This window comes from Acidimicrobiales bacterium (assembly GCA_035316325.1).
Classification (GTDB): domain Bacteria; phylum Actinomycetota; class Acidimicrobiia; order Acidimicrobiales; family VFJN01; genus DASXTK01.
Genome location: DATHJB010000126.1, coordinates 12,259 through 36,801 on the forward strand (window position 1 = coordinate 12,259; position 24,543 = coordinate 36,801).

Below are 24,543 nucleotides of genomic sequence, written 5' to 3' on the forward strand. Positions count from 1 at the left end.
TGGTACTGAGGACTCAGCGGCTGCAGCGAAGGGGGAACGCATGCGTGCAGCGGTGACTCGTCCCGGCGGGTTGGAGGTGACCGACGTCGCGGCGCCGACGCCCGGCTCGGGCCACGTGCTGGTCCGACCGTTGGCGTGCGGCATCTGCGGGTCGGACCTGCACGCCGCCCAGGACCTCGAGCACTTCGTGGAGCTCACCGGCAAGGTCGGTGGGCCCAACCCCATGGACCCCGCCAGGGGCGTCGTCTTCGGCCACGAGTTCTGCGCCGAGATCGTGGAGCACGGCCCGGACACGGCGGGGACGCTCCCGGTCGGCACCCGGGTGTGCAGCGTGCCGACGCTGCTCTCGCCCTCCGGCGTCGAGGCCGTCGGCTACTCGAACGACTACCCGGGTGCGCTCGGCGAGCTGATGGTGCTGCAGGAGATGCTGCTCCTGCCGGTGCCCGACCACGTGAGCACCGAGATCGCCGCCCTCACCGAGCCGCTCGCGGTGGGCGAGCACGCGGTCGGCCTCGCGGGCCTGACCGGCAACGAGGTGTGCCTGGTCGTCGGCTGCGGGCCGGTCGGCCTGGCGGTGGTGGCGGCGCTCAAGGCCCGGGGCCACGGTCACGTCATCGCCGCCGACTTCTCGCCGCGGCGCCGCCAGCTGGCCGAGCTGGTGGGCGCCGACGAGGTGGTCGATCCCGCCGCCACGTCGCCGTACGGCAGGTGGTCGGAGCTGGGGGTCCCCGCCACCGTCCTCGAGCGGGGCGCCCAGGAGATGTTCGGCGGCACCTTCAAGGACGCCGTGATCTTCGAGGCCGTCGGCGTCCCCGGCGTGCTGCAGACGATCATCGACGGCGCCCCGCCGAAAGCCCGGATCGTGGTGGTCGGCGTGTGCATGCAGACCGACCACATCGAGCCCTTCTTCGGGGTGGTGAAGGAGCTGCAGATGCGCTTCGCCTTCGGCTACACGCCGGTGGAGTACGCGACCACGCTCGACCGGCTCGCCCAGGGGATGCCGGGCGCCGACGCCCTGGTGACCGACATCGTCGACCTCGACGGCGTGCCCGGCGCGTTCGCCACGCTCGCCAACCCCGGCGACCACGGCAAGATCCTGGTGAGGCCCACCGGCACGTCCGGCGAAGGGAGCACGACATGAGGTTCGGCATCTTCCTGGCCCCGTTCCACCCCGTGGGCCAGAACCCCACCCTGGCGCTGGAGCGCGACCTCGAGCTGGTGGTCCACCTCGACGGCCTCGGCTTCGACGAGGCGTGGATCGGCGAGCACCACTCCGCCGGCTACGAGATCATCGCCTCGCCCGAGGTGTTCATCGCCGTCGCCGCCGAGCGCACCCGCCACCTGCGGTTCGGCACCGGCGTGTCGTCGCTGCCCTACCACCACCCGCTGCTCCTCACCGACCGCATGGTGCTGCTCGACCACCTCACCCGGGGTCGCATCATGCTGGGCGTCGGGCCGGGGGCACTGCCGTCGGACGCCTACATGATGGGCATCGACGTGGCGAAGCAGCGGGACATGATGGAGGAGGCGCTCGAGGCGATCCTCCTGCTGCTGCAGAGCGAGGAGCCCGTCAGCTACGAGACCGACTGGTTCACCCTGCGCGACGCCCGCCTGCAGCTGCGCCCGTACCAGCGGCCGCACTTCGAGGTGGCGGTCGCCGCCCAGGTGTCGCCCAGCGGGCCGCGGGCGGCGGGGCGGTTCGGCTGCTCGCTGCTGTCCATCGGCGCCACCTCCGCCGGCGGGTTCGACGCCCTCGGCTACCACTGGGACGTGATGGAGGAGCGGGCCGAGCAGTTCGGCACCACGGCCGACCGCCAGGGCTGGCGGCTGGTCGGGCCGATGCACATCGCCGACACCCGGGAGCAGGCGGCGCGGGACGTCGAGTTCGGGCTGGCCCAGTGGGTCGACTACTTCCGCCGGGTGGCCGCGCTGCCCTTGGCGCCCGAGGGCACCTCCGACGACGACCTGGTCGAGGTGCTCAACGGCACCGGGTTCGCGGTGATCGGCACGCCCGACGACGCGATCGCCCAGATCGCCCGGCTGGAGGAGCAGTCGAACGGCGGGTTCGGCGCCTACCTGCTGATGGCGCACGAGTGGGCCGACCGGTCGGCGACGCGGCGGTCGTACGAGCTGATCGCCCGCGAGGTGATGCCGGTGTTCCAGGGCTCGTCCACCAGCCTGACCGCCAGCCGCGACTGGGCCGCCGAGAACCGGCCCCAGTTCATCGGCGCCGCGGGGGCGGCGATCATGTCGTCGATCCAGCGCCACAACGACGAGAAGGCCAAGAACCAGGCCGAGAAGGGCTCGTCATGAGGGAGCGCACGGTCGCGGTCGGCAACGGGATCGACATGCACCTGTACGAGGACGGCGAGCCGGGTGCGCCGGTCGTCGTGCTGTGCCACGGCTTCCCCGAGCTCGGCTACTCGTGGCGGCACCAGCTGCCGGCGCTGGCCGCGGCCGGCTACCACGCCGTCGCCCCCGACCAGCGGGGCTACGGCGGGACCACCTGCCCCGCGGCGATCGAGGACTACGACATCGTCGGTCTGACCGACGACATCCTCGGGCTGCTCGACGTCCTGGGCACCGACCGGGCTGACCTCGTCGGCCACGACTGGGGCTCGAACGTGGTGTCCCACCTGGTGCTGCGGGCGCCCGAGCGGGTGCGGGGTGCCATGTGGATGAGCGTGCCGTTCATCGCCCGGGCACCGGCCCCGCCGACCCAGATCTTCAAGCAGATCTTCACGGACATGTGGTTCTACATGCTCTACTTCCAGGAGCCCGGTGTGGCCGACGCCGACCTGGGCCGCGACCCGGCGACGACCATCCGCCGCTTCCTGCACACGGTCAGCGGCGAGGCCGACCTGGCGCAGCTGGCCCAGATGGCGGGCGCGCGCGACGGGCGGGGGCTGGTCGAGCGCCTCTCCGAGCCCGACGGCCCGTCCGCCTGGATCACCCCGGACGAGCTCGGCCACTACGTCGCGGCGTTCACCCGCACCGGCTACACGGGCGGCCTCAACTGGTACCGCAACCTCGACCGCAACTGGTCGCTGACCGAGGCGTACGACGGCGCTCACGTGACGGTGCCGGGGGCCTACGTGGGCGGTCAGGCCGACCCGGTGGTGGCGATGACGCCGCCCGACGGGATGAAGCAGTGGGTCGACGACCTGCGGGGCATCACCATGGTCCCCGGGGCCGGCCACTGGGTGCAGCAGGAGAAGCCCGTCGAGGTCAACGAGGCGTTGCTGGCGTTCCTGCGGGGGCTGGGCTGACGCCGGCGCGGCGGGCGTCGTCCCGGGCGGCGGCCCGCTGTTCCGCCACCCACCACTGCCGCACCACGATGCCCGCCGCGACCAGGGTGAGGATCTCGCCCGACCCCCAGAAGAGGCCCGCGGCGGCCCGCTGGTCGTCGAGCGACGGGTAGGTCTCCGGGGCGACGGGGGAGCCCGCGGACGTGAGCGCCAGGGCGATCACGGCGTGGAACGGCACCGCCGCCAGCAGCGCCAGGAGGCGGGCGGGCGGGGCGAGCCGTGCAGGGAGTGGATCGATCCCCACCAGCGGCGCCAGGAACAGGAGGCCGATCGTCACCACGTGGGCGTGCACCAGGAGGTGGACGAGGGGCGCGCGGGCGGCGACGTCGAGCAGCGGGGTGAGGTAGAGGACGACGAGGCTGCCGCCGAACAGGCACCAGCCGACCAGCGGGTGGCCGAGGACGCGGGCGGCCGGGGAGTGGAGGGCCCGGCGGAGGCCCCGGCGGGTGCCGGGTCGGGCGGTCTGGAGGGCGAGGGTGAGGGGCGCGGCGAGCACCACCAGCAGCGGCACGACCATCCCCAGCAGCACGTGCTGGACCATGTGGACCCACATCCGGTCGCTCTCGTAGCGCCCGACGCCCGACTGGGTGGCGACAACGCCCGCCACCAGCGCTCCCGCCATGGCGGCGCTGCGGGCCGGCGACCAGCGTCGACCCTTCGCGGCCAGCCGCCGGACGCCCAGGAGGTAGAGGCCTCCGACCAGGGCGATCACGATCGCGGCGGCCGGGTCGAACCCCCACCCGGTCAGCAGGTCCGTGAATCGCACCGCGCCGACGGTAGCGAGAACCGCGGCGCCTACGGAGTGTCGTGGTAGACACCCTCCTGTGGCGGTGACCACCCAGCCTCCGGGGCCCACCGACGGAGCCGCCGCGCACCCGCCGGAGCCGTCGACGTCGGGCCTGTCGCCCCTCGGGGTGGGTGTCGTGGTGTGGCTCGCGTCCGAGCTGATGTTCTTCGCTGGACTGTTCGCCGCCTACTTCACGCTGCGGTCGATCAACGACACCTGGCCGCCCGACGACGTCGAGCTGGAGACCCTCCGCACCGGCCTGGCGACCGTGGTGCTGGTCGCCTCCAGCTTCACCATGCACCTGGCCCTCCACGCCGTGCGCCACGAGCCCGGCCCGGCCGGCACCCGGCGGGCCGTCCGGTGGCTCGGCGTGACCGCCCTGCTGGGTGCGGTGTTCCTGTCGAACCAGGCGCTCGAGTACGCCCAGGCGTCGTTCTCGATCGACGACCACGCCTACGGCTCGATCTTCTACCTGATGACGGGGTTCCACGGCCTCCACGTGCTGGGCGGCCTGCTGTTCATGGGGGCGGTGGCGTGGGCGGTGCACGGGCGCTCGCAGGTGCCGTCGCTGCCGACGGTGGAGGTGTGCAGCTACTACTGGCACTTCGTCGACGTCGTGTGGGTCGCCATGTTCGCCACGATCTACCTGCTGCGGTGAGGCCGTGCGACGGCTCCTGCTGACCTCGCTGCCGCTCGTCGTGACGGCGGCCGTCACCGCGCTCATGGCGGTCGGCGCCTCCGCCCAGGACGACCCCGGTGACGACCTCGTCGCCGAGGGCCGCCAGCTGTTCGCCACCGGCTGCGTGACCTGCCACGGCGCCGACGGCGAGGGCGTCGAGATCGTGGACGGCTCGGCCGGCGGCCCGTCGCTGGTCGACGCCGGCGAGGCCGGGGCGTACTACTACCTGTCGACCGGGCGGATGCCGCTCAACAGCCCCGGCGAGCAGCCCACCCGCAACCAGCCGGCGTACTCGCCCGACCAGATCGACGCCCTGGTGGCGTACGTGGCGTCGCTGGGCGACGGGCCGGCGCTACCGGACGTCGACCTGTCCGACGCCGACCTCGCCAACGGGGGCCTGCTCTACCGGGCCAACTGCCAGGCCTGCCACAGCGCCTCGGGCAGCGGTGGGGCGCTCAGCTACGGGCGGGCCGCTCCCGGGCTCGCCGACGCCACCCCCTCGCAGGTGGGAGCGGCGGTCCGCACCGGTCCCGGCCAGATGCCGGTGTTCGGCCCCGAGATCGTCAGCGCCGACGACCTGAACGACCTGGCGCTCTACGTCCGCTACCTCAAGTCGCCCGAGGACCCCGGCGGCCTGCCCATCGGTCGCACGGGCCCGATCCCCGAGGGGTTCGTCGCCTGGCTGGTGGGCATCGGGGCGCTGCTGGCGCTGGTGTTCTGGATCGGCACCCGCAGCCCCATCGAGAAGCCGGCTGCGGAGCGACACGAGCCGGACGAGGAGGACGACGCATGACCCAGCCTGCCGAGGGCGAGCGGGTCGAGCGGGCCGCGGCGCTGTGCTTCTTCGTGGCGATGCTGGCCGCCATCGGGCTGGCGATCACCTACTGGCGGGGCGGCGACGCCCAGTTCGAGGGCGTCCTGTTGGCGGTCGTCACCGGGGGCATCGGCGTCGGCATCGTGCTGTGGGCCAAGCACTTCATGCCCGGCGGCGAGGTGGCCGAGGAGCGGGAGACGCTGGCGTCGACCGACGAGGAGGTGGCCGCGTTCACCGAGGACTTCGAGGCCGGCGAGACGCCGCTGCGCAGCCGCCGCCTGCTGCTGACCTCGGCCGCCGGCGCCCTGACCGCCTTCGGGGCGGCGCTGCTGTTCCCCCTCCGGTCGCTCGGCCCCCGTCCCGGCGGCGGGCTCAAGCGCACCGCCTACGCCCCCGGCAACGTGCGGGTGGTGCAGGCCGACGGCTCGCCGGTGCGGCCGTCGGAGCTGCCGGCCGACGGGGTCGTCACCGTGTGGCCCGAGGATCACACCCACGACGCCGACGCCCCCACGCTGCTCATCCGCACCCGCGACAGCCAGGACTTCACGCCCCGCTCCGGCCGCGGCGACTGGACGGTCGAGGGCATCGTCGCCTACTCCAAGCTGTGCACCCACGTGGGCTGCCCGGTCGGCCTGTACCAGGCGGAGGAGGGGCTGCTGCTGTGCCCGTGCCACCAGTCGACGTTCGACGTGCTCGACGGCGCCCGTCCGGTGTTCGGCCCCGCCGCCCGCTCGCTGCCCCAGCTGCCGCTGGGCGTCGACGACGACGGCTACCTGATCGCCACCGACGACTTCTCCGGCCCCGTCGGCCCCGGCTTCTGGGACCGCGGCCGATGAGGGGCCTCGCATGCTGAGTCGCCGGTTGGCCCGGTGGGTCGACGACCGGTTGGGGACGGCGCAGTTCGCCCGGACGGTCCTCAACAAGGTGTTCCCGGACCACTGGTCGTTCATGATCGGCGAGCTGGCGCTGTACTGCTTCGTGATCCTGGTGCTGACCGGGGTGTACCTCACGTTCTTCTTCGACCCCAGCGCCAACGAGACCGTCTACCGGGGCAGCTACGAGGCGCTGCAGGGCGTCGAGATGACCGAGGCCTACCGCTCGGGCCTGGAGCTGAGCTTCGACGTGCGGGCCGGGCTGGTGATGCGCCAGATGCACCACTGGGCGGCGCTGCTGTTCCTGGCGTCGATCGTGGTCCACCTGGGCCGGGTGTTCTTCACCGGGGCGTTCCGGCGGCCCCGGGAGCTCAACTGGATGATCGGCGTGACGCTGCTGGTCCTGGCGATGTTCAACGGGTTCGCCGGCTACTCGCTGCTCGACGACCAGCTGTCGGGCACCGGTCTGCGGATCGCCTACTCGATCGCGCTGTCGATCCCGCTCGTCGGCACGTGGGTCACGTCGCTTCTGTTCGGCGGCGAGTTCCCCGGGCCCGACATCATCGAGCGGCTCTACGTGATCCACATCCTGCTGATCCCGGCGGCGATCGCGGGCCTGCTGACCGCCCACCTCGCGATCCTCGTGCGTCAGAAGCACACCCAGTTCCCGGGCCCGGGCCGCAGCGAGGACAACGTGGTCGGCACCCGCCTGTGGCCCACCTACGCGGCCAAGGCGCTGGGCCTGTTCTTCCTGGTGGCGGCGGTGGTGTCGTTCCTGGGCGGGGTGTTCCAGATCAACCCCATCTGGATCTACGGGCCGTTCGACCCGGCCGAGGTGTCGTCCGCCAGCCAGCCCGACTGGTACATGGGCTGGCTCGACGGCGCCCTGCGGATCATGCCGGGGTGGGAGACCCGGGCTTTCGGCTACGAGGTGCCCAACCCGTTCTTCCCGGGCGTGCTGATGGCGGGCCTGACGTTCACCGCGCTCTACGCCTGGCCGCTCCTGGAGGCCCGGGTCACCGGCGACCACGCCGTCCACCACCTGGCCGACCGGCCCCGCCAGCGCCCGGTGCGCACCGCGCTGGGGGTCGCCTGCCTGGCGTTCTACCTGGTGTGCTTCCTCGGCGGGGCGTCCGACGTGCTGGCCCAGACGTTCGGCCTGTCGGTGAACGCCATCCTGTGGACGTTCCGGGTGGCGGTCGTCGTCGCCCCGCTGGTTGCCGGATGGGTCGCCTACCGGCTGTGCAAGGAGCTCTCCGCCCGTGACGGCGTCCCCACGGCCTCCCGCGTCACCTGGCGCCAGATCCCGGGCCGCCTCCGCCACGGTGTCGGCGCCGAGCCGGAGCCCGACGCCGAGCCGGTGGAGAGCTAGGCGACGATCTCGATCGGGGTGCCCAGCGGCAGCAGGCCCGCCATCTCGGTGATGACGTCGTTGGGGAGCCGGATGCAGCCGTGGCTGACCCTCGTGCCGAGCGACGACGGGTCGTTGTTGCCGTGGACGCCGATCACGCCGTCGCCACCGAACTGGTCGGCCACCTCGGGGTTCTCGGTGAAGGCCGAGATGCCGTAGGCGTAGGGGCCGTAGACGTCATCGGGGTTCGGGTTCTGGATGAGCTCCTTGAGGAAGTACGTCCCCGCAGGGGTGTCCATCCCCACCTGGCCCAGGCCCACCGATGCGTCGATGAAGACCGCGCCGGCGTTGCTGACGGTCAGCTTGAAGTCCGACAGGTCGACCGTGATGCCGTAGGGGTTGGCCACCAGGTTGACCGCGGTCTTGTCGACCCAGCCCTTCGAGCCGTTCGGCTTGGTCGGCAGGAACACCGGGATCCGGTCGGTGTCCACCTCGGTGCCGTCGACCAGGAAGACCAGCGGCACGTCGTGGGCGCCAGGGTGGGCCAGCGTCTCGACGACCGCGCCGGCCTCCGGCTGGTCGTACACCTGGACCTCGGGTACCTGGGCCTCGGCGTAGTAGCTGGTGCCGTCGGCGAGGGGTGGTTCCGTGGTCTCGACAGGACGGTCGTCGCCGCCGCTGTCGTCGCCCGCGTCGTCGTCGCCACCCCCACATGCACCCAGGAGGAGGACGACAGCCACTGCTGCGCCCACGCGTGTCAGGAATCGTTGCCGCCCGCTGTTCATCACGGCGGAGCATGTTAGGACTTTCGCCGGGCGGTTGGGGAACCGCGAGAGCGCGGCCGGACCGGAGTTTGCAGTTGTGCTTCGATTCACCACCTCGCCGCGCTCGGGTGCTAGACACGGGTCCTTTGCTGAGGAGTTCGAGGCGCTGGGGCAGAGACGCCCTGACGCGGAGCGGAGCGGAGCAAGTGACTATGAAGCGAACGTTGGCCGGCGTCGGCCTCCTGGCGGCGGCTGGACTGGGGACCGTCATCCTGGCCCCCAGCAGCAGTGCCCAGACAGACGACGGCCCCACCGCCGTTGAGCTCGAGGCCACCTGGTCGCCCAACCCGGCTGGGCCCGGCGAGGCTGTCACGCTGACGCCGTCGGAGCCGTGCGTCCCCGACATCGAGGGCGACCTCGAGTCGGATCCCGGCGTGGTGGTCATCTACCAGCTCCAAGGCGATGAGTTCGTCCAGATCGACGAGGTCGACATGGACGAAGACTTCGGGTGGAGCTACGAGACGACGGCTCCCACGGAGGCGGGCGTGCACTCGTACGGCGCCGAGTGCCGCAACAGCACCTGGGAGGAGGAAATCGGGTTCTGCAGCCCGGAGGAGCCGGAGGAGCTCCTCTCCGACGAGTTCGAGCAGGTCTCCTTCAGCCGGCCGATCGCCCCCACGTGGGACTCGTTCGACTGCAAGTTCGAGATCTACTTCGCCGACCTGACCGTCGAGGTCCCCGGCGAGGAGACCCCGCCGACCACGGCGCCTCCCGTCGACACCCCGCCGCCGGCCGTCCCGGTCGTCCGGCCCCCGGACCAGACCGGCTGACGCAGCCCAACTGAAGTAGCGCTCTGTGGTGGCCGTCCTCCGGGGCGGCCACCGGCGCGCCCGGCTGGGGGTCGGGAGAACGGGGTATCGGCCTGGCGTGGCGGACAAGGGCAAGGGCCAGGGGGAGAAGCGACCGTCGGGGCTGACCCTGGCGCTGTTGGGGCTGCTGGCGTTCGTGGTGCTCCGGACGGTGCTGGCCGACAAGGTGACGGTGCCGGAGAAGCTGACCGGCGACATCGGCGGCGTCCACGACCCGACGATGGTCAAGGACGGCGACACCTGGTACGTCTTCTCCACCGGCTGGGGGATCCCGATCCGCCGCTCGTCGGACCTGTCGCACTGGGAGAGCGTCGGGAGCGTCTTCCCGGACGGCCTCCCGAAGTGGGCGTTCGAGCAGGTGCCGGGCATGCGGGCCGACGAGATCTCCGGCTGGGCGCCCGACGTGTCGAAGGTCGACGGGCGCTGGCACCTCTACTGGTCGATCGGCGTGTTCGGCACCAGCCGGGCGGTCATCGGCCACGCCACCAACGTGACGCTCGATCCCGCCGACTCCCGCTACGAGTGGGTGGACGGCGGGGCGGTGGTGGCGTCGGGCAACGGCAGCCCCACGATGGCGATCGACCCCAACGCCGTCACCGACGGATCCGGCGACCGCTGGCTCGCCTGGGGCTCGTTCGGCCAGGGGATCATGCTGCGCCGGGTCGACCCGACGTCGGGCAAGTTCCTCCCCGACACCCCGACGTACAACCTGGCCCGCCGCGACCCGTTCTTCCTGGGGATCGAGGGCGCCCATGTGGTCTACCGGGACGGCTGGTGGTGGCTGTTCGCGTCGTTCGGGTTCTGCTGCCGGGGTGTCGACTCGTCGTACTCGATCCACGTGGGCCGGTCGCGGGCCCTCACCGGGCCCTACCTGGACGAGGCCGGCGTCCCCATGACGGCGAACGGCGGCACCACCGTCACCGGCTCCTACGCCAACGTGGTGGGACCGGGCCACGGCTCCGTCGTGGCCAACGGCGACGATCTGATGCTCGTGACGCACTACTACAACCGCAACGACGGCGGCCGTTCGACGCTGCTGCTGCGCCCCCTGGTGTGGGGGCCGGACGGGTGGCCGGTCTCGCCCGATGCCGGCTTCGACGCCGGCGACATCTCCGACGGCGACGCCCTCGGCCAGTGGCACCTGGTCGGCTACCCGGAGGAGGGGCCGGCCCCGCGGCCGAGGGACGCCACGCTGACGCTCCTGGACGGCGGCCGGGTGGCGCCGTCGGGCACCTGGTCGATCGAGGACGACGTCGTCCACATCCGCGGCGTCCAGACCGCGGCCGGAGTCCGCGAGTGGTGGCTCCTGGTCGACCCCGACACCCACCTCGGCTTCGGCCGCGACAACACCAGCGCCGCCATCCGTGCGATCCGCTCGTAGGGCGTGTCCTAACCTCAGCTGGCGTGACCATCGACGGGGTGCAGCGGTTGGAGCCGTTGGACGAGGGGGCGTTCCGGACCTACGCCTTGGAGCTGGCGGCGGGCGATCCGGCGTTGGGCGCGGTGGTGGACACCTACGGTCTGCCGGAGTTCTGGCGGCGGCCGGCGACGTTCGCCACCCTGGTGCTGCTGGTGGTCGAGCAGCAGGTCTCGCTGGCGTCGGCCAAGGCGGTGTTCGACCGGATGATGGTCGCCTTGGGCGCGGTGACGCCGGAGACGCTGCTGTCGGTCGCACCCGACGACCTGGGCCGGGTGGGCCTCACCCGCCAGAAGCAGCGCTACATGCGGCTGCTGGCCGAGGCGGTGGCGGAGGGCAGCCTCGACCTGGCGGCGCTGGCGCTGTTGCCCGACAGCGACGCCCGCTCCCGCCTGCTGGCCCTCACCGGCATCGGTCCGTGGACGGCCGACTGCTACCTGCTCGCCGCCCTGGGCCGTCCCGACATGTGGCCGGTCGGCGACCGGGCCCTGCAGGTCGGCGTCGGCGAGGTCCTGGGCCACCCGACGGTGCCGACCCCGCAGGAGGTCGAGACGCTCGGCGACCGCTGGCGCCCCCTCCGCGCCGTCGCCGCCCGCCTGGTCTGGCACGCCTACCTCACCCGCCGCGGCCGCACCGAACCCGTGATCGTCGGCCTCACCTGAGCCGGAACCAGCTCTTTGAAGGGAAACGACCCCATTGAGGCCGTTTTCCTTCAAAGAGCGCCGGCGGCTAGTTGCGGTGGCGGGACTGGCGGACGAAGCCGGTGATGCCGAAGGCGAGGGCGCCGACGCCGGGGACGATCACCCAGATCCCGAGCACCAGGCCGTTGGCGATGCTGGCCGCCCCCAGGCCGATCAGCAGGGGCCAGATGCTGGCGTGGGGCAGGTACCCGGTGTCCGGCTCGGTCGGGTCGGTCGTGTCGGAGGCGCCGCGCTGCTGCAGCCACAGGAAGGTGCCGAACCACAGTCCCAGCACCGCCGACAGCACCAGCAACACGCTGCCCGCGTCCTCGTACGACGTGAACCAGTAGAGGATCGCGATGACGACCACGAACGCGCCCATGCCGGCGAACACCCGCCACACCACCGTGCGGTCGGCCACCGGCGAGCGGCTGTGCTCAGTCATCGTGGTTGGCGTCCCAGACGGGCCGGTTGGAGCGGATCTCGGGGAGCGGGCCCTCGAAGTTGTGCGGCGGCGGCGGTGACGTGGTGGCCCACTCGAGGGTGTGGCCGCCCCACGGGTCGTCGCCGGCGACCGAGCCCAGACGCCCCCGGGACGTCCGCCACACGTTCCACAGGAACGGCAGCGTCGAGGCGCCCAGCAGGAACGCCCCGATCGACGACACCCGGTTCAGCGTGGTGAAGCCGTCGTCGGGCAGGTAGTCGGCCACCCGGCGGGGCATGCCGTCGAGGCCCAGGATGTGCTGCACGAAGAACGTCATGTGGAACCCGATGAGGTTCATCCAGAAGTGGACCTTGCCGAGGCGCTCGTCGAGCGTGCGGCCGGTGAACTTGGGCCACCAGTAGTAGATGCCGGCGTACAGCGCGAACACCGACCCGCCGAAGAGCACGTAGTGCATGTGGGCCACGACGAAGTAGCTGTCGGTGACGTGGAAGTCGATCGGCGCCGACGCCAGCATCACGCCGGTCAGCCCGCCCAACAGGAACGTGAACAGGAAGCCGAAGGCGAACAGCATCGGCACCTTCAGCTCGATGCGGCCGCCCCACAGCGTGCCGATCCAGTTGAAGAACTTCACGCCGGTCGGCACCGCGATCAGCATGGAGAACCCGGTGAAGAACGGGAGCAGGACCGCGCCGGTGGCGAACATGTGGTGCGCCCACACGCCGACCGACAGCGCCGCGATCGCGATCGTGGCGAAGACCAGCCCGGCGTAGCCGAACACCGGCCGCCACGAGAACACCGGCAGCACCTCGGTGATCACCCCGAAGTAGGGCAGCACCAGGATGTAGACCTCCGGGTGCCCGAAGAACCAGAACAGGTGCTGCCAGAGGATCGGCGACCCCACGACGCCGCCGTGCGCCACCGCGTCGTAGATGTGGGCGTCGAAGTGGCGGTCGGCGAACAGCATCACGCCGGCGCTGGTGATCACCGGGAAGGCGATCAGCACGAGGACGCTGGTCACGAGCATGTTCCACGTGAAGATCGGCAGTCGGAACATGCGCATGCCCGGGGCCCGCAGGCACAGGACGGTGGCGACGATGTTCACGCCGGTGAGCACCCCCGACAGCCCGGTCAGCACCACCGCCATCAGCCACAGGTCGGCGCCGATCTCGGGCGAGCGGACGATCGACGACAGCGGGGCGTAGGCGGTCCAGCCGAAGTCGGGGGCGCCGTCGGCGGTGAGGAACCCGCTGACCATCGTGATGCCGCCGAACAGGTAGAACCAGTAGGACAAGGCGTTGAGGCGGGGGAACGCCATGTCGCGGGCGCCGATCTGGAGCGGCACCAGGTAGTTCGCCAGGCCGAAGGCGAACGGCCCCAGGAACAGGAACAACATGATGCTCCCGTGCATGGTGAACATCTCGTTGTAGCGCTCCTGCGAGACCACCTGCTTGCCCGGGCTGTAGAGCTCGGCCCGGATGACCTCGGCCAGTGCCCCGCCCACGAGGAAGAAGGCGAACGCCGTGACCATGTAGGCGATGCCGATCCGCTTGTGGTCGGTGGTGGTGAGGAACGCCAGCAGCCCCCGGGCCTCCCCGGTGGGGACGACCACGTCGTCGGCGTCGTCGGCCGGCCGCTCGACCGTCGTCGCGCTCACGTGTCTGCCTCCACGTCGGTCGTCGTTACGGTCGTTCCGGTGGTGTCCTCGTCGGCTGCGGACGCGGCGTCGGCCTGGGCGTCGGCCAGCCAGGCGTCGTAGTCGTCCTGGGACACCACCCGGACGGAGTAGAGCATCCGCCAGTGGTCGAGGCCGCAGTACTCGGCGCAGCGACCGGTGAACGTCCCGATCTTCGTCGGGGTCACCTCGATCTCGTTGCTGATGCCGGGGATCAGGTCGCGCTTGGAGAGGAAGTCGGGCACCCAGAAGGAGTGGGCCACGTCGTCGCTGACCAGCCGCAGGTGGGCCGGCTGGTCGACGGGCAGGACCAGCTCGGGTGGCTCGTCCTCGCTGCCGGTGACCGTGACGGTGGCATCGCCGTCGTCGACGTAGCGGAACTCCCACGACCACTGGAACCCGACCACCTCGACGGTGACCGCCGGGTCGGAGCCCAGGTCGGTCACCTTCTCCTCGGTGGCGACGCTGAAGCCGAACAGGATCGCCACGGCGACGACCGGGAGGGCGGTGTAGAGGATCTCGAGGGGGACGTGGTAGGCGGTCTGGTCGGGGATCGACTCGTCGCCGGCTCGGCGGCGGTAGCGGATGAGCACGAAGACCAGCAGCCCCCACACCAGGGCACCGACGGCCAGGGCGGCGATGAAGAACCCCTGCCAGAGGTGCCAGATGCTCTCCCCCTCCTCGGCGGCCGGGTCAGGCGCGCCGAACCCGGGCAGGTCGCACCCAGAGAGGGCGACAGCGGCGGCGGCGAAGGCGGCCCCCGTAGCGGGGCGCCGCCACGTGCGGGGGAGGGGGCGCACCCCCGGGACCGTACTCGCCGCGCTACCGCGCGTCGCGTCTCAGGTTCGCGGTCGGGTCGTCAGGCCTGGCGCACCCTCCCTCGCAGGGCGCCGAAGCACAGCGACATGCTCACGGTGCCCAGCAGGATGATGGCCAGCACGGCCTTGCCCAGCTCGTCCCACTCCCAGCCCGACAGGACCAGCGAGCGCAGGCCTTCGAGCAGGTAGGTCACCGGGTTGAACCCCGCCACCGTGTCGAGCCAGCCCGACAGCTCCGAGCGCGGCACGTACGACGAGGTGAGGAACAGGAACGGGAAGAACAGCAGGAAGCTGGAGTTCACCGCGGCCGGGTTGCCGGTCTTGAGGGCGATGGCGTAGCCGAAGCCGGCGAAGGCGAGGCACCAGAACGCCGCCAGCGCCATGAACACCACGACGCCCAGCGGCCCCGCCTCGAACCGCACGCCGAGGGCGAAGCCCAGCAGGAGGATGGGCACCGTCAGCAACAGCGCCACCGCCACGTCGGCGACCATGTGGCCGATCAGGATCGCCAGCCGTCGCACCGGCGTCATCAGCAGCCGGTCGAGGTAGCCGTCCTGCACGTCGAGCACCAGGGCCGGCGCCCGGGACACCCCGGTGACCCCGAGCAGGATCGCCGTGGGCATCTGGAACGCCTCGTAGTCGAAGTTGCTACCCGGGACCTCCGTGAGCTTCGACAGCGTGGAGACGTTGACGATGAAGAAGAACAGGGCGATGAAGATCGGCGGAACGATGGACTCGACGTCGCGCGGCACGGCGCGCAGCGCCCGCCCGGCGATCGCCGTGATGTCGTGGACCAGGCCGCCCGGCCGGGCGCGCAGTGCGTCGCCTCTTACCGGAGCGACGACGTCGGCGACGCTCATGCCGATACCTCCTCTGCCTCGAGCTCCTCGTGGCTGTCTCGTTGTTCGATGTGGGTGCCGGTGAGCTCGAGGAACACGTCGTCGAGCGTCGGTGTGCGCAGGGTGAGGTCGCGCACGGCGATCTCACAGGTGCTGAGGGCGACGGCGACCGGGCTGATGGCCGCCGATCCGTTGCTGGCGGTGATCACCAGCTCGTTGCCGTGGGCCTCGACCGTCTCGACCTCGGGCACCTTCAGCACGATCGGGCAGATGGGGCTGGCGTCGCTGTCGAGCCGGGCGACGATGACGTCGGCGCCGATGGCCCGCTTGAGGTCGCCGGGGCTGCCCTCGCCGACGATCTTGCCGTCGTTGATGATGCCGACCCGGTCGGCCAGCTCGTCGGCCTCCTCGAGGTACTGCGTGGTGAGGAAGATCGTCATGCCCAGCTGCTGGTTGAGGCGTCGTACTTCGGCCCACACGCCGGCGCGGCTCATGGGGTCGAGGCCGGTGGTGGGCTCGTCGAGGAACAGGATCTCGGGGTTGTGGACCAGGGCCGCGACCAGGTCGAGCCGGCGCTTCATGCCGCCCGAGTAGGTGCTGATGGGCCGGTCGAGCGCGTCGGACAGGTCGATCAGCTCACCCAGCTCGGTGACCCGCTGGGCCATGGCGCTCTTCGGCAGGCCGTAGAGCAGGCCCTGCAGCCGCAGCAACTCGCGCCCGGACTGCTTCGGGTCGAGTGCCGCCTCCTGCAGAGCGGCCCCGATGCGGAGCCGCACGTCGCCGGGCTGGCTGGCGACGTCGAAGCCGGCGACCGTGGCGGTGCCGCCGGTCGGCGCCAGCAGCGTGCACAGCATGCGGACGGTGGTGGACTTCCCAGCCCCGTTGGGCCCCAGGAAGCCGTAGATCTCGCCTCGCGATATGGCGAGGTCGACGTGGTCGACGGCGGTGATGTCGTCGAACTGCCGGACCAGGCCCTCGGTCCGTATCGCGATGTCGTCGTCGGGGGACGTACTCATGTTCGTGAAGCTGCTTTCGGTGTTTGTGGATGACAAGGGCTTCGGGTCGCAGTCAACGACGGACGACGACCCGGGGTCTTGAACAAAGGTGACCTCGGCCCCCGGTGAAACTCATCGGTGCGAGGACGGTACGAAGCATCGGCGGGATCTGCTTCTCCGAAGTTGCGGAGTGTCCATGCATCCGACCTTAAGAAGGGGGTGTGACAATCAAGGACCTAACGGCGGAGGCGGCGCAGAAAAAGGAGACGACGTGGCCGTCCACATCCTGACGCTCACCTGCCCCGACCGGCCCGGGATCGTCGCCAGCATCGCCGAGGGCCTGCTGGAGCTCGACGCCAACATCCTCGAGAACGCCCAGTTCGGCGACGAGGCGACGACCACGTTCTCCATGCGCACGCGCTTCGAGACACCCGTCGAGGAGGCCGGGCGGATCGAGGCGGCCCTCCGGCCGCGGGCCGAGACCCTGCGCGCCGAGCTGCACGTGCGGCCCGAGCCGCGCCGCTGCCGCACGCTGGTGATGGTGTCGAAGGTCGACCACTGCCTCCTCGACCTGCTCTACCGCCTCGAGATGGGCGAGCTGCTCGTCGACATCCCCGTCGTCGTGTCGAACCACACCGCGCTCGCCGACACCGTCGCCCGGCACGGCATCGCCTTCGAGCACATCCCGGTCACGCCGGCGACGAAGGAGCAGGCCGAGGCGAAGCTCCTCCACATCGTCGCCGACCAGCAGATCGACCTCGTCGTGCTGGCGCGCTACATGCAGATCCTGTCGGAGGACCTGTGTGACCGGCTGGCCGGGCGGGTCATCAACATCCACCACTCGTTCCTCCCCGGCTTCCGGGGCGCCAGCCCCTACCGCCAGGCCTGGGAGCGGGGCGTCAAGCTCATCGGAGCGACGGCGCACTACGTGACGGCCGAGCTCGACGAGGGTCCGATCATCGCCCAGGACGTCGCTCCCGTGTCGCACTCGCAGAGCGCCCAGCAGATGCAGACCATCGGCCGTGACCTCGAGCGGATCGTCCTGTCCCGGGCGGTCGAGGCCCACGCCGAGGGCCGCGTGTTCCTCCTCGGCCGCCGCACCGTCGTCTTCGCCTGACCCCGACCGACCCCGCCTGAACCGTCCGAACCCGCCGCCGTCGGCCCGATGACCCGGTAGTTTGGCGAGGTCATGTCACCCGCCCCGGAAGCTTCCGTGGCGCGCTCCGTCGCGTCCCCAGGCCCGCTCCACGACGTCGCCGACCGCCTGCGCGACGAGCCCGCGCTCGCCCAGGTGCTGGGCCGCTCGACCGCCACCGTCGCCGTCCCCGATGCGGCCCGCGCCCTGGTCACCGCCGGCCTCACCCGCCTCTCCAGCCGCCGGCCCGTCGTGCTCGCCGTCCCCACGTCGACCGAGGCCGAGCGCGTCACCCGCGACCTGGGCGCCTACCTGGGCGACGACGCCGTCGAGCTGTTCCCCGCCTGGGAGACCCTGCCGTTCGAGCGGGTCAGCCCGGGCGTCGAGACCATGGGTCGCCGCCTGCGCACCCTGTGGCGCCTCCGGGAGGCCGACCGCGCCCCCCAGGTTGTCGTCGCCTCCGTGCGGGCCCTGGTCCAGCGGCTCGGCCCCCACGTGGAGGAGTTCGAGCCCGTCACCATCACCCCCGGCACCCGCGTCGACCGCGACGAGCTGGTGGCGGAGCTGGTGGCGGCCGGTTACCGCCGTGAGGAGATGGTCGAGCACCGCGGCGAGGTCGCCGTCCGGGGCTCCATCGTCGACGTGTTCCCCTCCACCGCCGACCGCCCCGTGCGCGTCGACCTGTGGGGCGACGAGGTCGACCGCCTCGCCGAGTTCTCCGTCGCCGACCAGCGCTCCACCGACGACCTGCCCGAGGTGGTCATCTTCCCCTGCCGCGAGCTGCTCCCCACCCCCGAGGTGCGCGAGCGGGCCGAGCGGCTCGTCGGCCTCGAGCCCTGGGGTCGGGAGCAGTGGGAGCGCCTGGCCCAGGGCCTGCACTTCGACGGCATGGAGTCGTGGCTGCCCTGGCTCACACGCGACGAGCACGTTCTGTTCGACGTGATCGGCGACGACGCCCAGATCCTGCTGGCCGAGCCCCGCCGCATGCGCGACCGCGCCGCCGACCTCCTGGCCGAGGAGGCCGACCTCGCCCGGACCCTCGCCGTCACCTGGGGCGCCACCGACGAGAAGGCGTTCCCCCAGCTCCACCTGGAGTTCGACCGCCTGCTGGCCCACACCAAGGCCCCCGCCTGGCACCTGCTCGACGTGCCCGACGGCCCCGACACGCCCGCGGTGGCGGCATCCGGCTGGGACCCGGTCGTCGGCGACGGCTCCGGGCTCCTCCAGCGGCTCGCCAAGCTGCAGGGCGAGGGCTACCGCATCGTCGTCGGCGCCGACGGCGAGGGATCGGCCACCCGGGTCCGCGAGCTCCTGGCCGGCGAGGGCGTGAACGCCGAGGTCGTGGTCCAGCCCCTGGAGCGGGGCTGCGTCATCCGGTCGGTGAAGCTCGCCGTCCTCGCCGAGCCCGACCTCACCGGCCGCCGCCGCGCCCACCGGGCCGCCCGCCCCCGCAAGCGCGACGCCGAGGGCTTCTTCGACGACCTCAAGCCCGGCGACTACGTCGTCCACCACCAGCACGGCGTCGCCCGCTACGGCGGCATGGTCAAGCGTGCCATCGGTGGCGTCGACCGTGACTACCTGCTGCTCGAGTACAAGGGCGACGACAAGCTCTACGTCCCCTCCGACCAGATCGACGCCGTCCGCCACTACACCGGCGGCGAGAGCCCGTCGCTGAGCCGTCTGGGCGGTGACGGCTGGCAGCGCACCAAGGCCAAGGTGCGGGCCGCGGTGTCGGAGATCGCCCAGGAGCTGGTGGTCCTCTACCAGACCCGCACCCAGGCCGAGGGCCACGCCTTCCCGCCCGACACGCCCTGGCAGACCGAGCTGGAGGAGGCGTTCCCGTACCAGGAGACGCCCGACCAGGCGAAGGCCATCGTCGAGGTGAAGCAGGACATGGAGGAGCCGTCGCCCATGGACCGCCTCGTGTGCGGCGACGTGGGCTTCGGCAAGACCGAGGTGGCCATCCGGGCGGCGTTCAAGGCCATCCAGGACGGCACGCAGGTGGCGGTCCTCGTGCCGACCACGCTCCTGGCCCAGCAGCACTTCCAGACCTTCAGCGACCGCTTCGCCGGCTACCCCGTGCGCGTCGAGGTGCTGAGCCGGTTCCTCACCTCCAAGCAGGCCCGCAAGGTGGCCGAGGGGGTGCAGAGCGGCGAGGTCGACCTGGTGGTCGGCACGCACCGGCTGCTGTCGCAGGACGTCACCTTCAAGAACCTGGGCCTGCTGGTGGTCGACGAGGAGCAGCGCTTCGGGGTGAGCCACAAGGAGCAGATCAAGCGGTGGAAGACCGGCGTCGACGTGCTGACGCTCAGCGCCACGCCGATCCCCCGCACGCTGGAGATGAGCCTCACCGGCATCCGCGACCTCACGCTGCTCAACACGCCGCCGGCCGAGCGCCAACCGATCCTCACCTACGTGGGCGAGTACGACGAGCGGGCCGTCGCCGAGGCGATCCGGCGCGAGCTGCTGCGCGAGGGCCAGGTGTTCTTCGTGCACAACCGGGTGCAGGACATCGCGCACGTCGCCGCCCGCATCAAGGACCTGGTGCCCGAGGCCCGGGTCGCCGTCGCCCACGGGCAGATGGACGAGGGCTCGCTGGAGAAGGTGGTGCTCGACTTCTGGGAGGGCAGCCACGACGTGCTCGTCTGCACCACGATCATCGAGTCGGGCATCGACATGCCGACCGTGAACACCCTGGTGGTCGACCGGGCCGACATGTTGGGCCTGGGCCAGCTCCACCAGCTCCGGGGCCGTGTCGGCCGGGCCGGGCAGCGGGCCTACGCCTACCTGTTCCACCCCCGCGACCGGGTGCTCACCGAGGAGGCCTACGAGCGCCTCAAGACGATCGGCGAGTCGACCGAGCTCGGCTCCGGTTTCCGGATCGCCATGCGCGACCTGGAGATCCGCGGCGCCGGCAACCTGCTGGGCACCGGCCAGTCGGGTCACGTCGCCGCCGTCGGCTACGACCTCTACTGCCAGATGGTCAGTGAGGTGGTGGCCGAGCTGAAGGGCGAGGAGGTGCGGGAGCCGGCGGAGATCAAGCTCGACCTGCCACTCGACGCCAACCTGCCTCGCGACTACGTCGCCAAGGAGGAGCTGCGGCTGGAGGCCTACCGGCGCCTGGCCACGGTGACCACGGAGCAGCAGGTGGAGGACGTGAAGGCCGAGTGGGTCGACCGCTACGGCCCGGTCCCCGACGCCGCCGAGGCCTTGCTCGACGTGGCCCGGCTGCGGGCCGAGTGCTTCCGGGTGGGCCTGCGCGAGGTCAACGTGGTGCGCACGACCGGCTTCGGGGCACCCACGTGGACGGCCCGCCTGTCGCCGGTGAAGCTCAAGGTCAGCCAGGAGATCCGCCTGAAGCGGCTGGTCCCGAAGGCGGTCTACAAGGCCGACGTGGCCCAGCTGGTGCTGCCGGTGAAGGGTGGCCGGGGAGTGGCGACCGAGCTGGTGAACCTGCTGGCGACGCTGATCCCCGAGGCCGTGGCCGCCTGACGCCCAATGGTCTGACGGCTGACCTGGACGTCCTCACGCTTCTCGCCGGGTGAGCGGTGGCCCATCTAGCATCGGCGGCCGTGCCCCGAGGCCTCACCCGACGACTCCCGATCCTCCTCGTGGCGACCGCGCTCACCGGCGTGGTCGCGAGCGGCTGCGCCGACGAGGCCGCCGCGGCCCGTGTGGGCGACGCCACCATCTCCAACGACGACGTGATGACCCAGGTCACCGCGCTCTACGGCAACAACCGGCTGTGGCAGGCGCTCGACCAGCAGAACGGCCAGCAGCCGGGCAGCTCGCGGTCGCAGCTCCGGGGCGACGCTCCGGGGAGCTACGCCCAGTCGTTCGTGGCCAACGTCCTCCAGGAGCAGGTCACGTTCGCCCTCGTCGACCAGCTCTTCGACGACGAGGGCGCCGAGGTGTCCGACGCGCACCTCCAGGCCGCCGAGCAGGCGCAACAGCAGCAGTACGGCGAGTTCTTCGCGGAGTTCCCCGAGGACTACCAGGACGACCAGATCGACCACTACTCCCGCCTGATCAGCCTCCAGGACAGCCTCGGCGAGGACGGTTTCAGCGAGGCGCTCGACAGCCTCATCGACGAGACCGACATCGAGGTGAGCTCCCGCTACGGCAGCTGGGATGCCCAGGCGTTCAAGGACTCGCCGGAGCAGCTCGCCGTCGTCCCACCTCCGGGGCCCGCCTCGGCGCCCGGAGCGCCGGCGGCGCCCCCGGCGGCCCCGGCGGCCCCGGGGAACTGACGGCGGCGGGTGGACGGCTCGGCCTCGGCGGGGCCCCGGGTCGTCGTCTGCGGGCTGGGGCCGGCGACGTCCGACCTGGTCACGGCGGCGACGACGGCCGCCATCGCCCGCATCCCTCGGCGCTTCCTGCGCACGGCCCGGCACCCGTCGGCCGGGGTCGTGGGTGAGGCGACCACGTTCGACGGGCTCTACGAGACGGCCGAGTCGTTCGACGAGGTGTACGACGGCATCGTCGCGGCCCTGGTGGCGGCGGCGACCGAGCACGGCGAGGTGCTCTACGCGGTGCCGGGCTCGCCGGTGGTCGCCGAGTCGTCGGTGGAGCGGCTGCGGGCCGACGGCCGGGTGTCGGTCGAGGTGCTGCCGGCGCTGTCGTTCCTCGACCTGGCCTGGGAGCGCCTGGGTGTCGACCCGCTCGACGCCGGCGTGCGCCTGGTCGACGGCCACCGCTTCGGGGTCGAGGCGGCGGGGGAGCGGGGGCCGCTCCTGGTCGCCCAGTGCGACCACCGCGACGTGCTGTCGGAGGTGAAGCTCGCCCTCGCCGAGGTCTTTGAAGGGAAACGACCCGAATGGGGTCGTTTCCCTTCAAAGAGCGAGTCGGTCGTCACGGTCCTCCAGCGCCTGGGGCTACCCGACGAGCGCGTCGCCACCGTCGCCTGGCCCGACCTCGACCGCGAGGTCGACCCCGACCACCTCACGTCGCTGTACATCCCCCGCCTGGCCGCGCCGGTCGCCGGCGAGGTGGCCGCCTTCGCCGAGGTCGTCCACCGCCTCCGCCAGGACTGCCCCTGGGACCGCGAGCAGGATCACCACAGCCTGCGCCGTCACCTGCTGGAGGAGTCCTACGAGGTGCTCGAGGCCATCGACCACCTCGACGCGGAGTCGGGCGAGGGCTTCGACGAGCTGGAGGAGGAGCTGGGCGACCTGCTCTTCCAGGTGGTGTTCCACGCCACCATCGCCGCCGAGGAGGGCCGCTTCACCCTCGCCGACGTCGCCCGGGGCATCAACGAGAAGCTGGTCCACCGGCACCCCCACGTGTTCGGCGACGTCGAGGCGTCGTCGGCCGAGGACGTCCTGGCCACCTGGGAGCAGAACAAGATGGTGGAGAAGGGCCGGGAGAGCGTGATGGACGGGATCCCCGCCACGCTGCCGGCGCTCCTCTACGCCCTGAAGGTGCAGAAGCGGGCGGCGTCCGAGGGTGTCGACTGGCGGGAGCTCGCCGATCCCGGCGACGGCGACGACCTGGGCAACCGGCTGTTGACCCTGGTCGACGAGGCCCGGGACGCCGACGTCGACCCCGAGTCGGCCCTGCGCATCGCCGCCGAGCACCTCCGCGACCGCTACCGAGCCCGTTCGACCGGTCCCGGTGGGTGAATGAGGGTCCAGCAATTCCCTATATAGGTTGAGACACACTGGTCCACAGGGAGCACCGGAACACATGTCCAGCATCGAGCACATCCTCGGACGTGAAGTCCTCGACTCGCGCGGCAACCCCACGGTCGAAGTCGAGGTCTTCCTCGCGTCCGGAGCCCAGGGCCGTGCCATGGTGCCGTCCGGCGCGTCCACCGGCCAGTTCGAGGCGGTGGAGCTGCGTGACGGCGGCGAGCGCTTCGGGGGCAAGGGCGTCCTGGAGGCGATCGGTCACGTCAACGGCGAGATCCGGTCGGCGCTCATGGGGACGGACGCCGTCGACCAGCGTCTCGTCGACGCCCAGCTCGTCGCCCTCGACGGCACCGACAACAAGGCGCGCCTCGGCGCCAACGCCATCCTCGGGGTGTCGCTGGCGGTGGCTTCGGCCGCGGCCGACGAGCTGGCGCTGCCGCTGTACCGCTACGTCGGCGGCACCAACGCCCACGTGCTGCCGGTGCCGATGCTCAACGTGCTCAACGGGGGCGCGCACGCCGACAACAACGTGGACCTGCAGGAGTTCATGGTCATGCCCGTGGGCGCCGCCAGCTTCAGCGAGGCGCTGCGCTGGGGCGTCGAGACGTACCACGTGCTCAAGAAGGTGCTCACCGAGCGGGGCCTGTCGACCGGCGTCGACGACGAGGGCGGCTTCGCGCCCAACCTCGCCTCCAACGAGGAAGCGGTCCAGGTGCTGGTCGAGGCCATCGAGCGGGCCGGCTTCACTCCTGGCGAGGACCTCGCGATTGCCTTGGACGTGGCCTCCACCGAGTTCTTCTCGGACGGGGCCTACACGCTGGCCGGCGAGGGCGACCGGGTGCTCACGCCGTCGGAGATGGTGGCGTACCTGGTCGACCTGTGCGACCGGTACCCGATCGTGTCGGTCGAGGACGGCTGCGCCGAGGAGGACTGGGACGGCTGGGCCGAGCTCACCAAGGTCGTGGGCGACAGGGTGCAGCTGGTGGGTGACGACCTGTTCGTCACCAACGTCGAGCGGTTGTCGCGGGGGATCGACGCGGGGGTCGCGAACTCGATCCTGGTGAAGGTCAACCAGATCGGGACGCTCAGCGAGACCTTGGACACCGTGGCGCTGGCTGCCCGGTCGGCGTACTCGTCGGTGATGTCGCACCGGTCGGGCGAGACCGAGGACACCACCATCGCCGACCTGGCCGTGGCCACCAACTGCGGCCAGATCAAGACGGGTGCGCCCGCCCGCTCGGACCGGGTGGCCAAGTACAACCAGCTGCTGCGCATCGAGGCGGAGCTGGGTGAGGCCGCCGCGTTCGTGGGCCCCCAGGCCCTGGCCCGACGTCGAGGCTCGACCGCGTGAGTCGGGGGGCGGGATTTTGGCCGGGCGGTCGTGAGCGGAGCGTCCCCCCGGATTTCCCCGGCGAACGGACCAGCGCCCCCTCTCCCGTGGCGCGCCCCGACACCGGCGGCGGCGGCG

22 protein-coding genes are annotated in these 24,543 nt (G+C 71.6%); 15 read left to right on the forward strand and 7 right to left on the reverse strand.

Annotated features, from left to right (window positions below; all coding sequences use genetic code 11):
• Nucleotides 1–40: 40 nt before the first annotated feature.
• The 3 genes from VK611_16555 to VK611_16565 are packed head-to-tail and all read left to right on the forward strand — an operon-like array spanning nt 41 to nt 3,269.
• Entirely contained in the window at nt 41–1,141 is a 1,101-nt protein-coding gene (locus tag VK611_16555; GenBank protein ID HMG42946.1) for a zinc-binding dehydrogenase, read from the forward strand.
• Nucleotides 1,138–2,313, forward strand: a complete 1,176-nt coding sequence (locus tag VK611_16560; protein ID HMG42947.1) for an LLM class flavin-dependent oxidoreductase — start codon at nt 1,138–1,140, stop codon at nt 2,311–2,313. Before VK611_16555 ends, VK611_16560 begins: the two co-directional genes overlap by 4 nt.
• Complete coding sequence (locus VK611_16565) at nt 2,310–3,269, forward strand: alpha/beta hydrolase (GenBank protein ID HMG42948.1); 960 nt, start codon at nt 2,310–2,312, stop codon at nt 3,267–3,269. Before VK611_16560 ends, VK611_16565 begins: the two co-directional genes overlap by 4 nt.
• On the opposite strand, the gene VK611_16570 is transcribed toward VK611_16565, so the two are convergent.
• The gene (locus VK611_16570) at nt 3,229–4,074 is read right to left on the reverse strand and encodes a cytochrome c oxidase assembly protein (GenBank protein HMG42949.1); all 846 of its coding nucleotides are present in this window, start codon (nt 4,072–4,074) and stop codon (nt 3,229–3,231) included. The genes VK611_16565 and VK611_16570 overlap by 41 nt on opposite strands.
• Nucleotides 4,075–4,138: 64 nt before the next feature.
• Between VK611_16570 and VK611_16575 the strand changes: the two genes are divergently transcribed.
• From VK611_16575 to VK611_16590, 4 genes are read left to right on the forward strand one after another with little or no spacing between them, the layout of a single operon-like run.
• Nucleotides 4,139–4,753 carry a heme-copper oxidase subunit III gene (locus tag VK611_16575; protein HMG42950.1) on the forward strand — a complete coding sequence of 205 codons (615 nt, stop codon included), beginning with the start codon at nt 4,139–4,141 and terminating at the stop codon, nt 4,751–4,753.
• Between the two features lie 4 nt (nt 4,754–4,757).
• Nucleotides 4,758–5,567 carry a c-type cytochrome gene (locus VK611_16580; GenBank protein ID HMG42951.1) on the forward strand — a complete coding sequence of 270 codons (810 nt, stop codon included), beginning with the start codon at nt 4,758–4,760 and terminating at the stop codon, nt 5,565–5,567.
• Entirely contained in the window at nt 5,564–6,424 is an 861-nt protein-coding gene (locus VK611_16585; protein HMG42952.1) for a Rieske 2Fe-2S domain-containing protein, read from the forward strand. Before VK611_16580 ends, VK611_16585 begins: the two co-directional genes overlap by 4 nt.
• A 10-nt stretch (nt 6,425–6,434) precedes the next feature.
• Nucleotides 6,435–7,832 (forward strand): ubiquinol-cytochrome c reductase cytochrome b subunit, encoded by a 1,398-nt coding sequence (locus VK611_16590; protein HMG42953.1) that lies wholly within the window; start codon nt 6,435–6,437, stop codon nt 7,830–7,832.
• On the opposite strand, the gene VK611_16595 is transcribed toward VK611_16590, so the two are convergent.
• Nucleotides 7,829–8,563 carry a L,D-transpeptidase gene (locus VK611_16595; protein HMG42954.1) on the reverse strand — a complete coding sequence of 245 codons (735 nt, stop codon included), beginning with the start codon at nt 8,561–8,563 and terminating at the stop codon, nt 7,829–7,831. The two genes, VK611_16590 and VK611_16595, sit on opposite strands and share 4 nt — an antisense overlap.
• Before the next feature lie 224 nt (nt 8,564–8,787).
• Here VK611_16595 and VK611_16600 point away from each other — a divergent pair, with 224 nt between their 5' ends.
• The 3 genes from VK611_16600 to VK611_16610 all read left to right on the forward strand — a co-directional run bounded on the left by VK611_16600 (nt 8,788) and on the right by VK611_16610 (nt 11,523).
• Nucleotides 8,788–9,405, forward strand: a complete 618-nt coding sequence (locus tag VK611_16600; GenBank protein ID HMG42955.1) for a hypothetical protein — start codon at nt 8,788–8,790, stop codon at nt 9,403–9,405.
• A 97-nt stretch (nt 9,406–9,502) separates the two neighbouring features.
• Nucleotides 9,503–10,825: an arabinan endo-1,5-alpha-L-arabinosidase gene (locus VK611_16605; GenBank protein HMG42956.1), complete on the forward strand. Its 1,323-nt coding sequence runs from the start codon at nt 9,503–9,505 to the stop codon at nt 10,823–10,825.
• Between the two features lie 23 nt (nt 10,826–10,848).
• Nucleotides 10,849–11,523, forward strand: a complete 675-nt coding sequence (locus VK611_16610; GenBank protein HMG42957.1) for a hypothetical protein — start codon at nt 10,849–10,851, stop codon at nt 11,521–11,523.
• A 67-nt stretch (nt 11,524–11,590) separates the two neighbouring features.
• Here VK611_16610 and VK611_16615 read toward each other — a convergent pair whose 3' ends face one another.
• From VK611_16615 to VK611_16635, 5 genes are read right to left on the reverse strand one after another with little or no spacing between them, the layout of a single operon-like run.
• On the reverse strand, nt 11,591–11,986 hold the full coding sequence (locus VK611_16615) for a cytochrome c oxidase subunit 4 (protein ID HMG42958.1): 396 nt from the start codon (nt 11,984–11,986) through the stop codon (nt 11,591–11,593).
• Complete coding sequence (gene ctaD, locus VK611_16620; protein ID HMG42959.1) at nt 11,979–13,640, reverse strand: cytochrome c oxidase subunit I; 1,662 nt, start codon at nt 13,638–13,640, stop codon at nt 11,979–11,981. Before ctaD ends, VK611_16615 begins: the two co-directional genes overlap by 8 nt.
• Nucleotides 13,637–14,458: a cytochrome c oxidase subunit II gene (coxB, locus tag VK611_16625; GenBank protein ID HMG42960.1), complete on the reverse strand. Its 822-nt coding sequence runs from the start codon at nt 14,456–14,458 to the stop codon at nt 13,637–13,639. The genes ctaD and coxB overlap by 4 nt, the downstream gene beginning before the upstream one ends.
• Nucleotides 14,459–14,517: 59 nt before the next feature.
• A complete protein-coding gene (locus tag VK611_16630; GenBank protein HMG42961.1) occupies nt 14,518–15,336 on the reverse strand; it encodes an ABC transporter permease in 819 nt (272 codons plus the stop codon).
• On the reverse strand, nt 15,333–16,331 hold the full coding sequence (locus VK611_16635; protein ID HMG42962.1) for an ATP-binding cassette domain-containing protein: 999 nt from the start codon (nt 16,329–16,331) through the stop codon (nt 15,333–15,335). The genes VK611_16630 and VK611_16635 overlap by 4 nt, the downstream gene beginning before the upstream one ends.
• Before the next feature lie 250 nt (nt 16,332–16,581).
• On the opposite strand from VK611_16635, the gene purU reads away from it, so the two are divergent.
• The 5 genes from purU to eno all read left to right on the forward strand — a co-directional run bounded on the left by purU (nt 16,582) and on the right by eno (nt 24,426).
• Complete coding sequence (purU, locus tag VK611_16640; GenBank protein HMG42963.1) at nt 16,582–17,427, forward strand: formyltetrahydrofolate deformylase; 846 nt, start codon at nt 16,582–16,584, stop codon at nt 17,425–17,427.
• Nucleotides 17,428–17,523: 96 nt separating this feature from the next.
• Nucleotides 17,524–20,937: a transcription-repair coupling factor gene (mfd, locus tag VK611_16645; protein ID HMG42964.1), complete on the forward strand. Its 3,414-nt coding sequence runs from the start codon at nt 17,524–17,526 to the stop codon at nt 20,935–20,937.
• Nucleotides 20,938–21,017: 80 nt separating this feature from the next.
• On the forward strand, nt 21,018–21,695 hold the full coding sequence (locus tag VK611_16650; protein HMG42965.1) for a hypothetical protein: 678 nt from the start codon (nt 21,018–21,020) through the stop codon (nt 21,693–21,695).
• Between the two features lie 9 nt (nt 21,696–21,704).
• Complete coding sequence (locus VK611_16655) at nt 21,705–23,066, forward strand: MazG family protein (protein ID HMG42966.1); 1,362 nt, start codon at nt 21,705–21,707, stop codon at nt 23,064–23,066.
• A 64-nt stretch (nt 23,067–23,130) separates the two neighbouring features.
• Nucleotides 23,131–24,426 (forward strand): phosphopyruvate hydratase, encoded by a 1,296-nt coding sequence (eno, locus tag VK611_16660; protein HMG42967.1) that lies wholly within the window; start codon nt 23,131–23,133, stop codon nt 24,424–24,426.
• Nucleotides 24,427–24,543: the final 117 nt, after the last annotated feature.

Bases quoted from the DNA above. Each gene is read 5' to 3' on its own strand.
- VK611_16555 (HMG42946.1), top strand. From the start codon at position 41: ATGCGTGCAGCGGTGACTCGTCCCGGCGGGTTGGAGGTGACCGACGTC.
- VK611_16560 (HMG42947.1), top strand. From the start codon at position 1,138: ATGAGGTTCGGCATCTTCCTGGCCCCGTTCCACCCCGTGGGCCAGAAC.
- VK611_16565 (HMG42948.1), top strand. From the start codon at position 2,310: ATGAGGGAGCGCACGGTCGCGGTCGGCAACGGGATCGACATGCACCTG.
- VK611_16585 (HMG42952.1), top strand. From the start codon at position 5,564: ATGACCCAGCCTGCCGAGGGCGAGCGGGTCGAGCGGGCCGCGGCGCTG.
- VK611_16590 (HMG42953.1), top strand. From the start codon at position 6,435: ATGCTGAGTCGCCGGTTGGCCCGGTGGGTCGACGACCGGTTGGGGACG.
- VK611_16600 (HMG42955.1), top strand. From the start codon at position 8,788: ATGAAGCGAACGTTGGCCGGCGTCGGCCTCCTGGCGGCGGCTGGACTG.
- VK611_16615 (HMG42958.1), bottom strand. From the start codon at position 11,986: ATGACTGAGCACAGCCGCTCGCCGGTGGCCGACCGCACGGTGGTGTGG.
- VK611_16630 (HMG42961.1), bottom strand. From the start codon at position 15,336: ATGAGCGTCGCCGACGTCGTCGCTCCGGTAAGAGGCGACGCACTGCGC.
- VK611_16635 (HMG42962.1), bottom strand. From the start codon at position 16,331: ATGAGTACGTCCCCCGACGACGACATCGCGATACGGACCGAGGGCCTG.
- eno (HMG42967.1), top strand. From the start codon at position 23,131: ATGTCCAGCATCGAGCACATCCTCGGACGTGAAGTCCTCGACTCGCGC.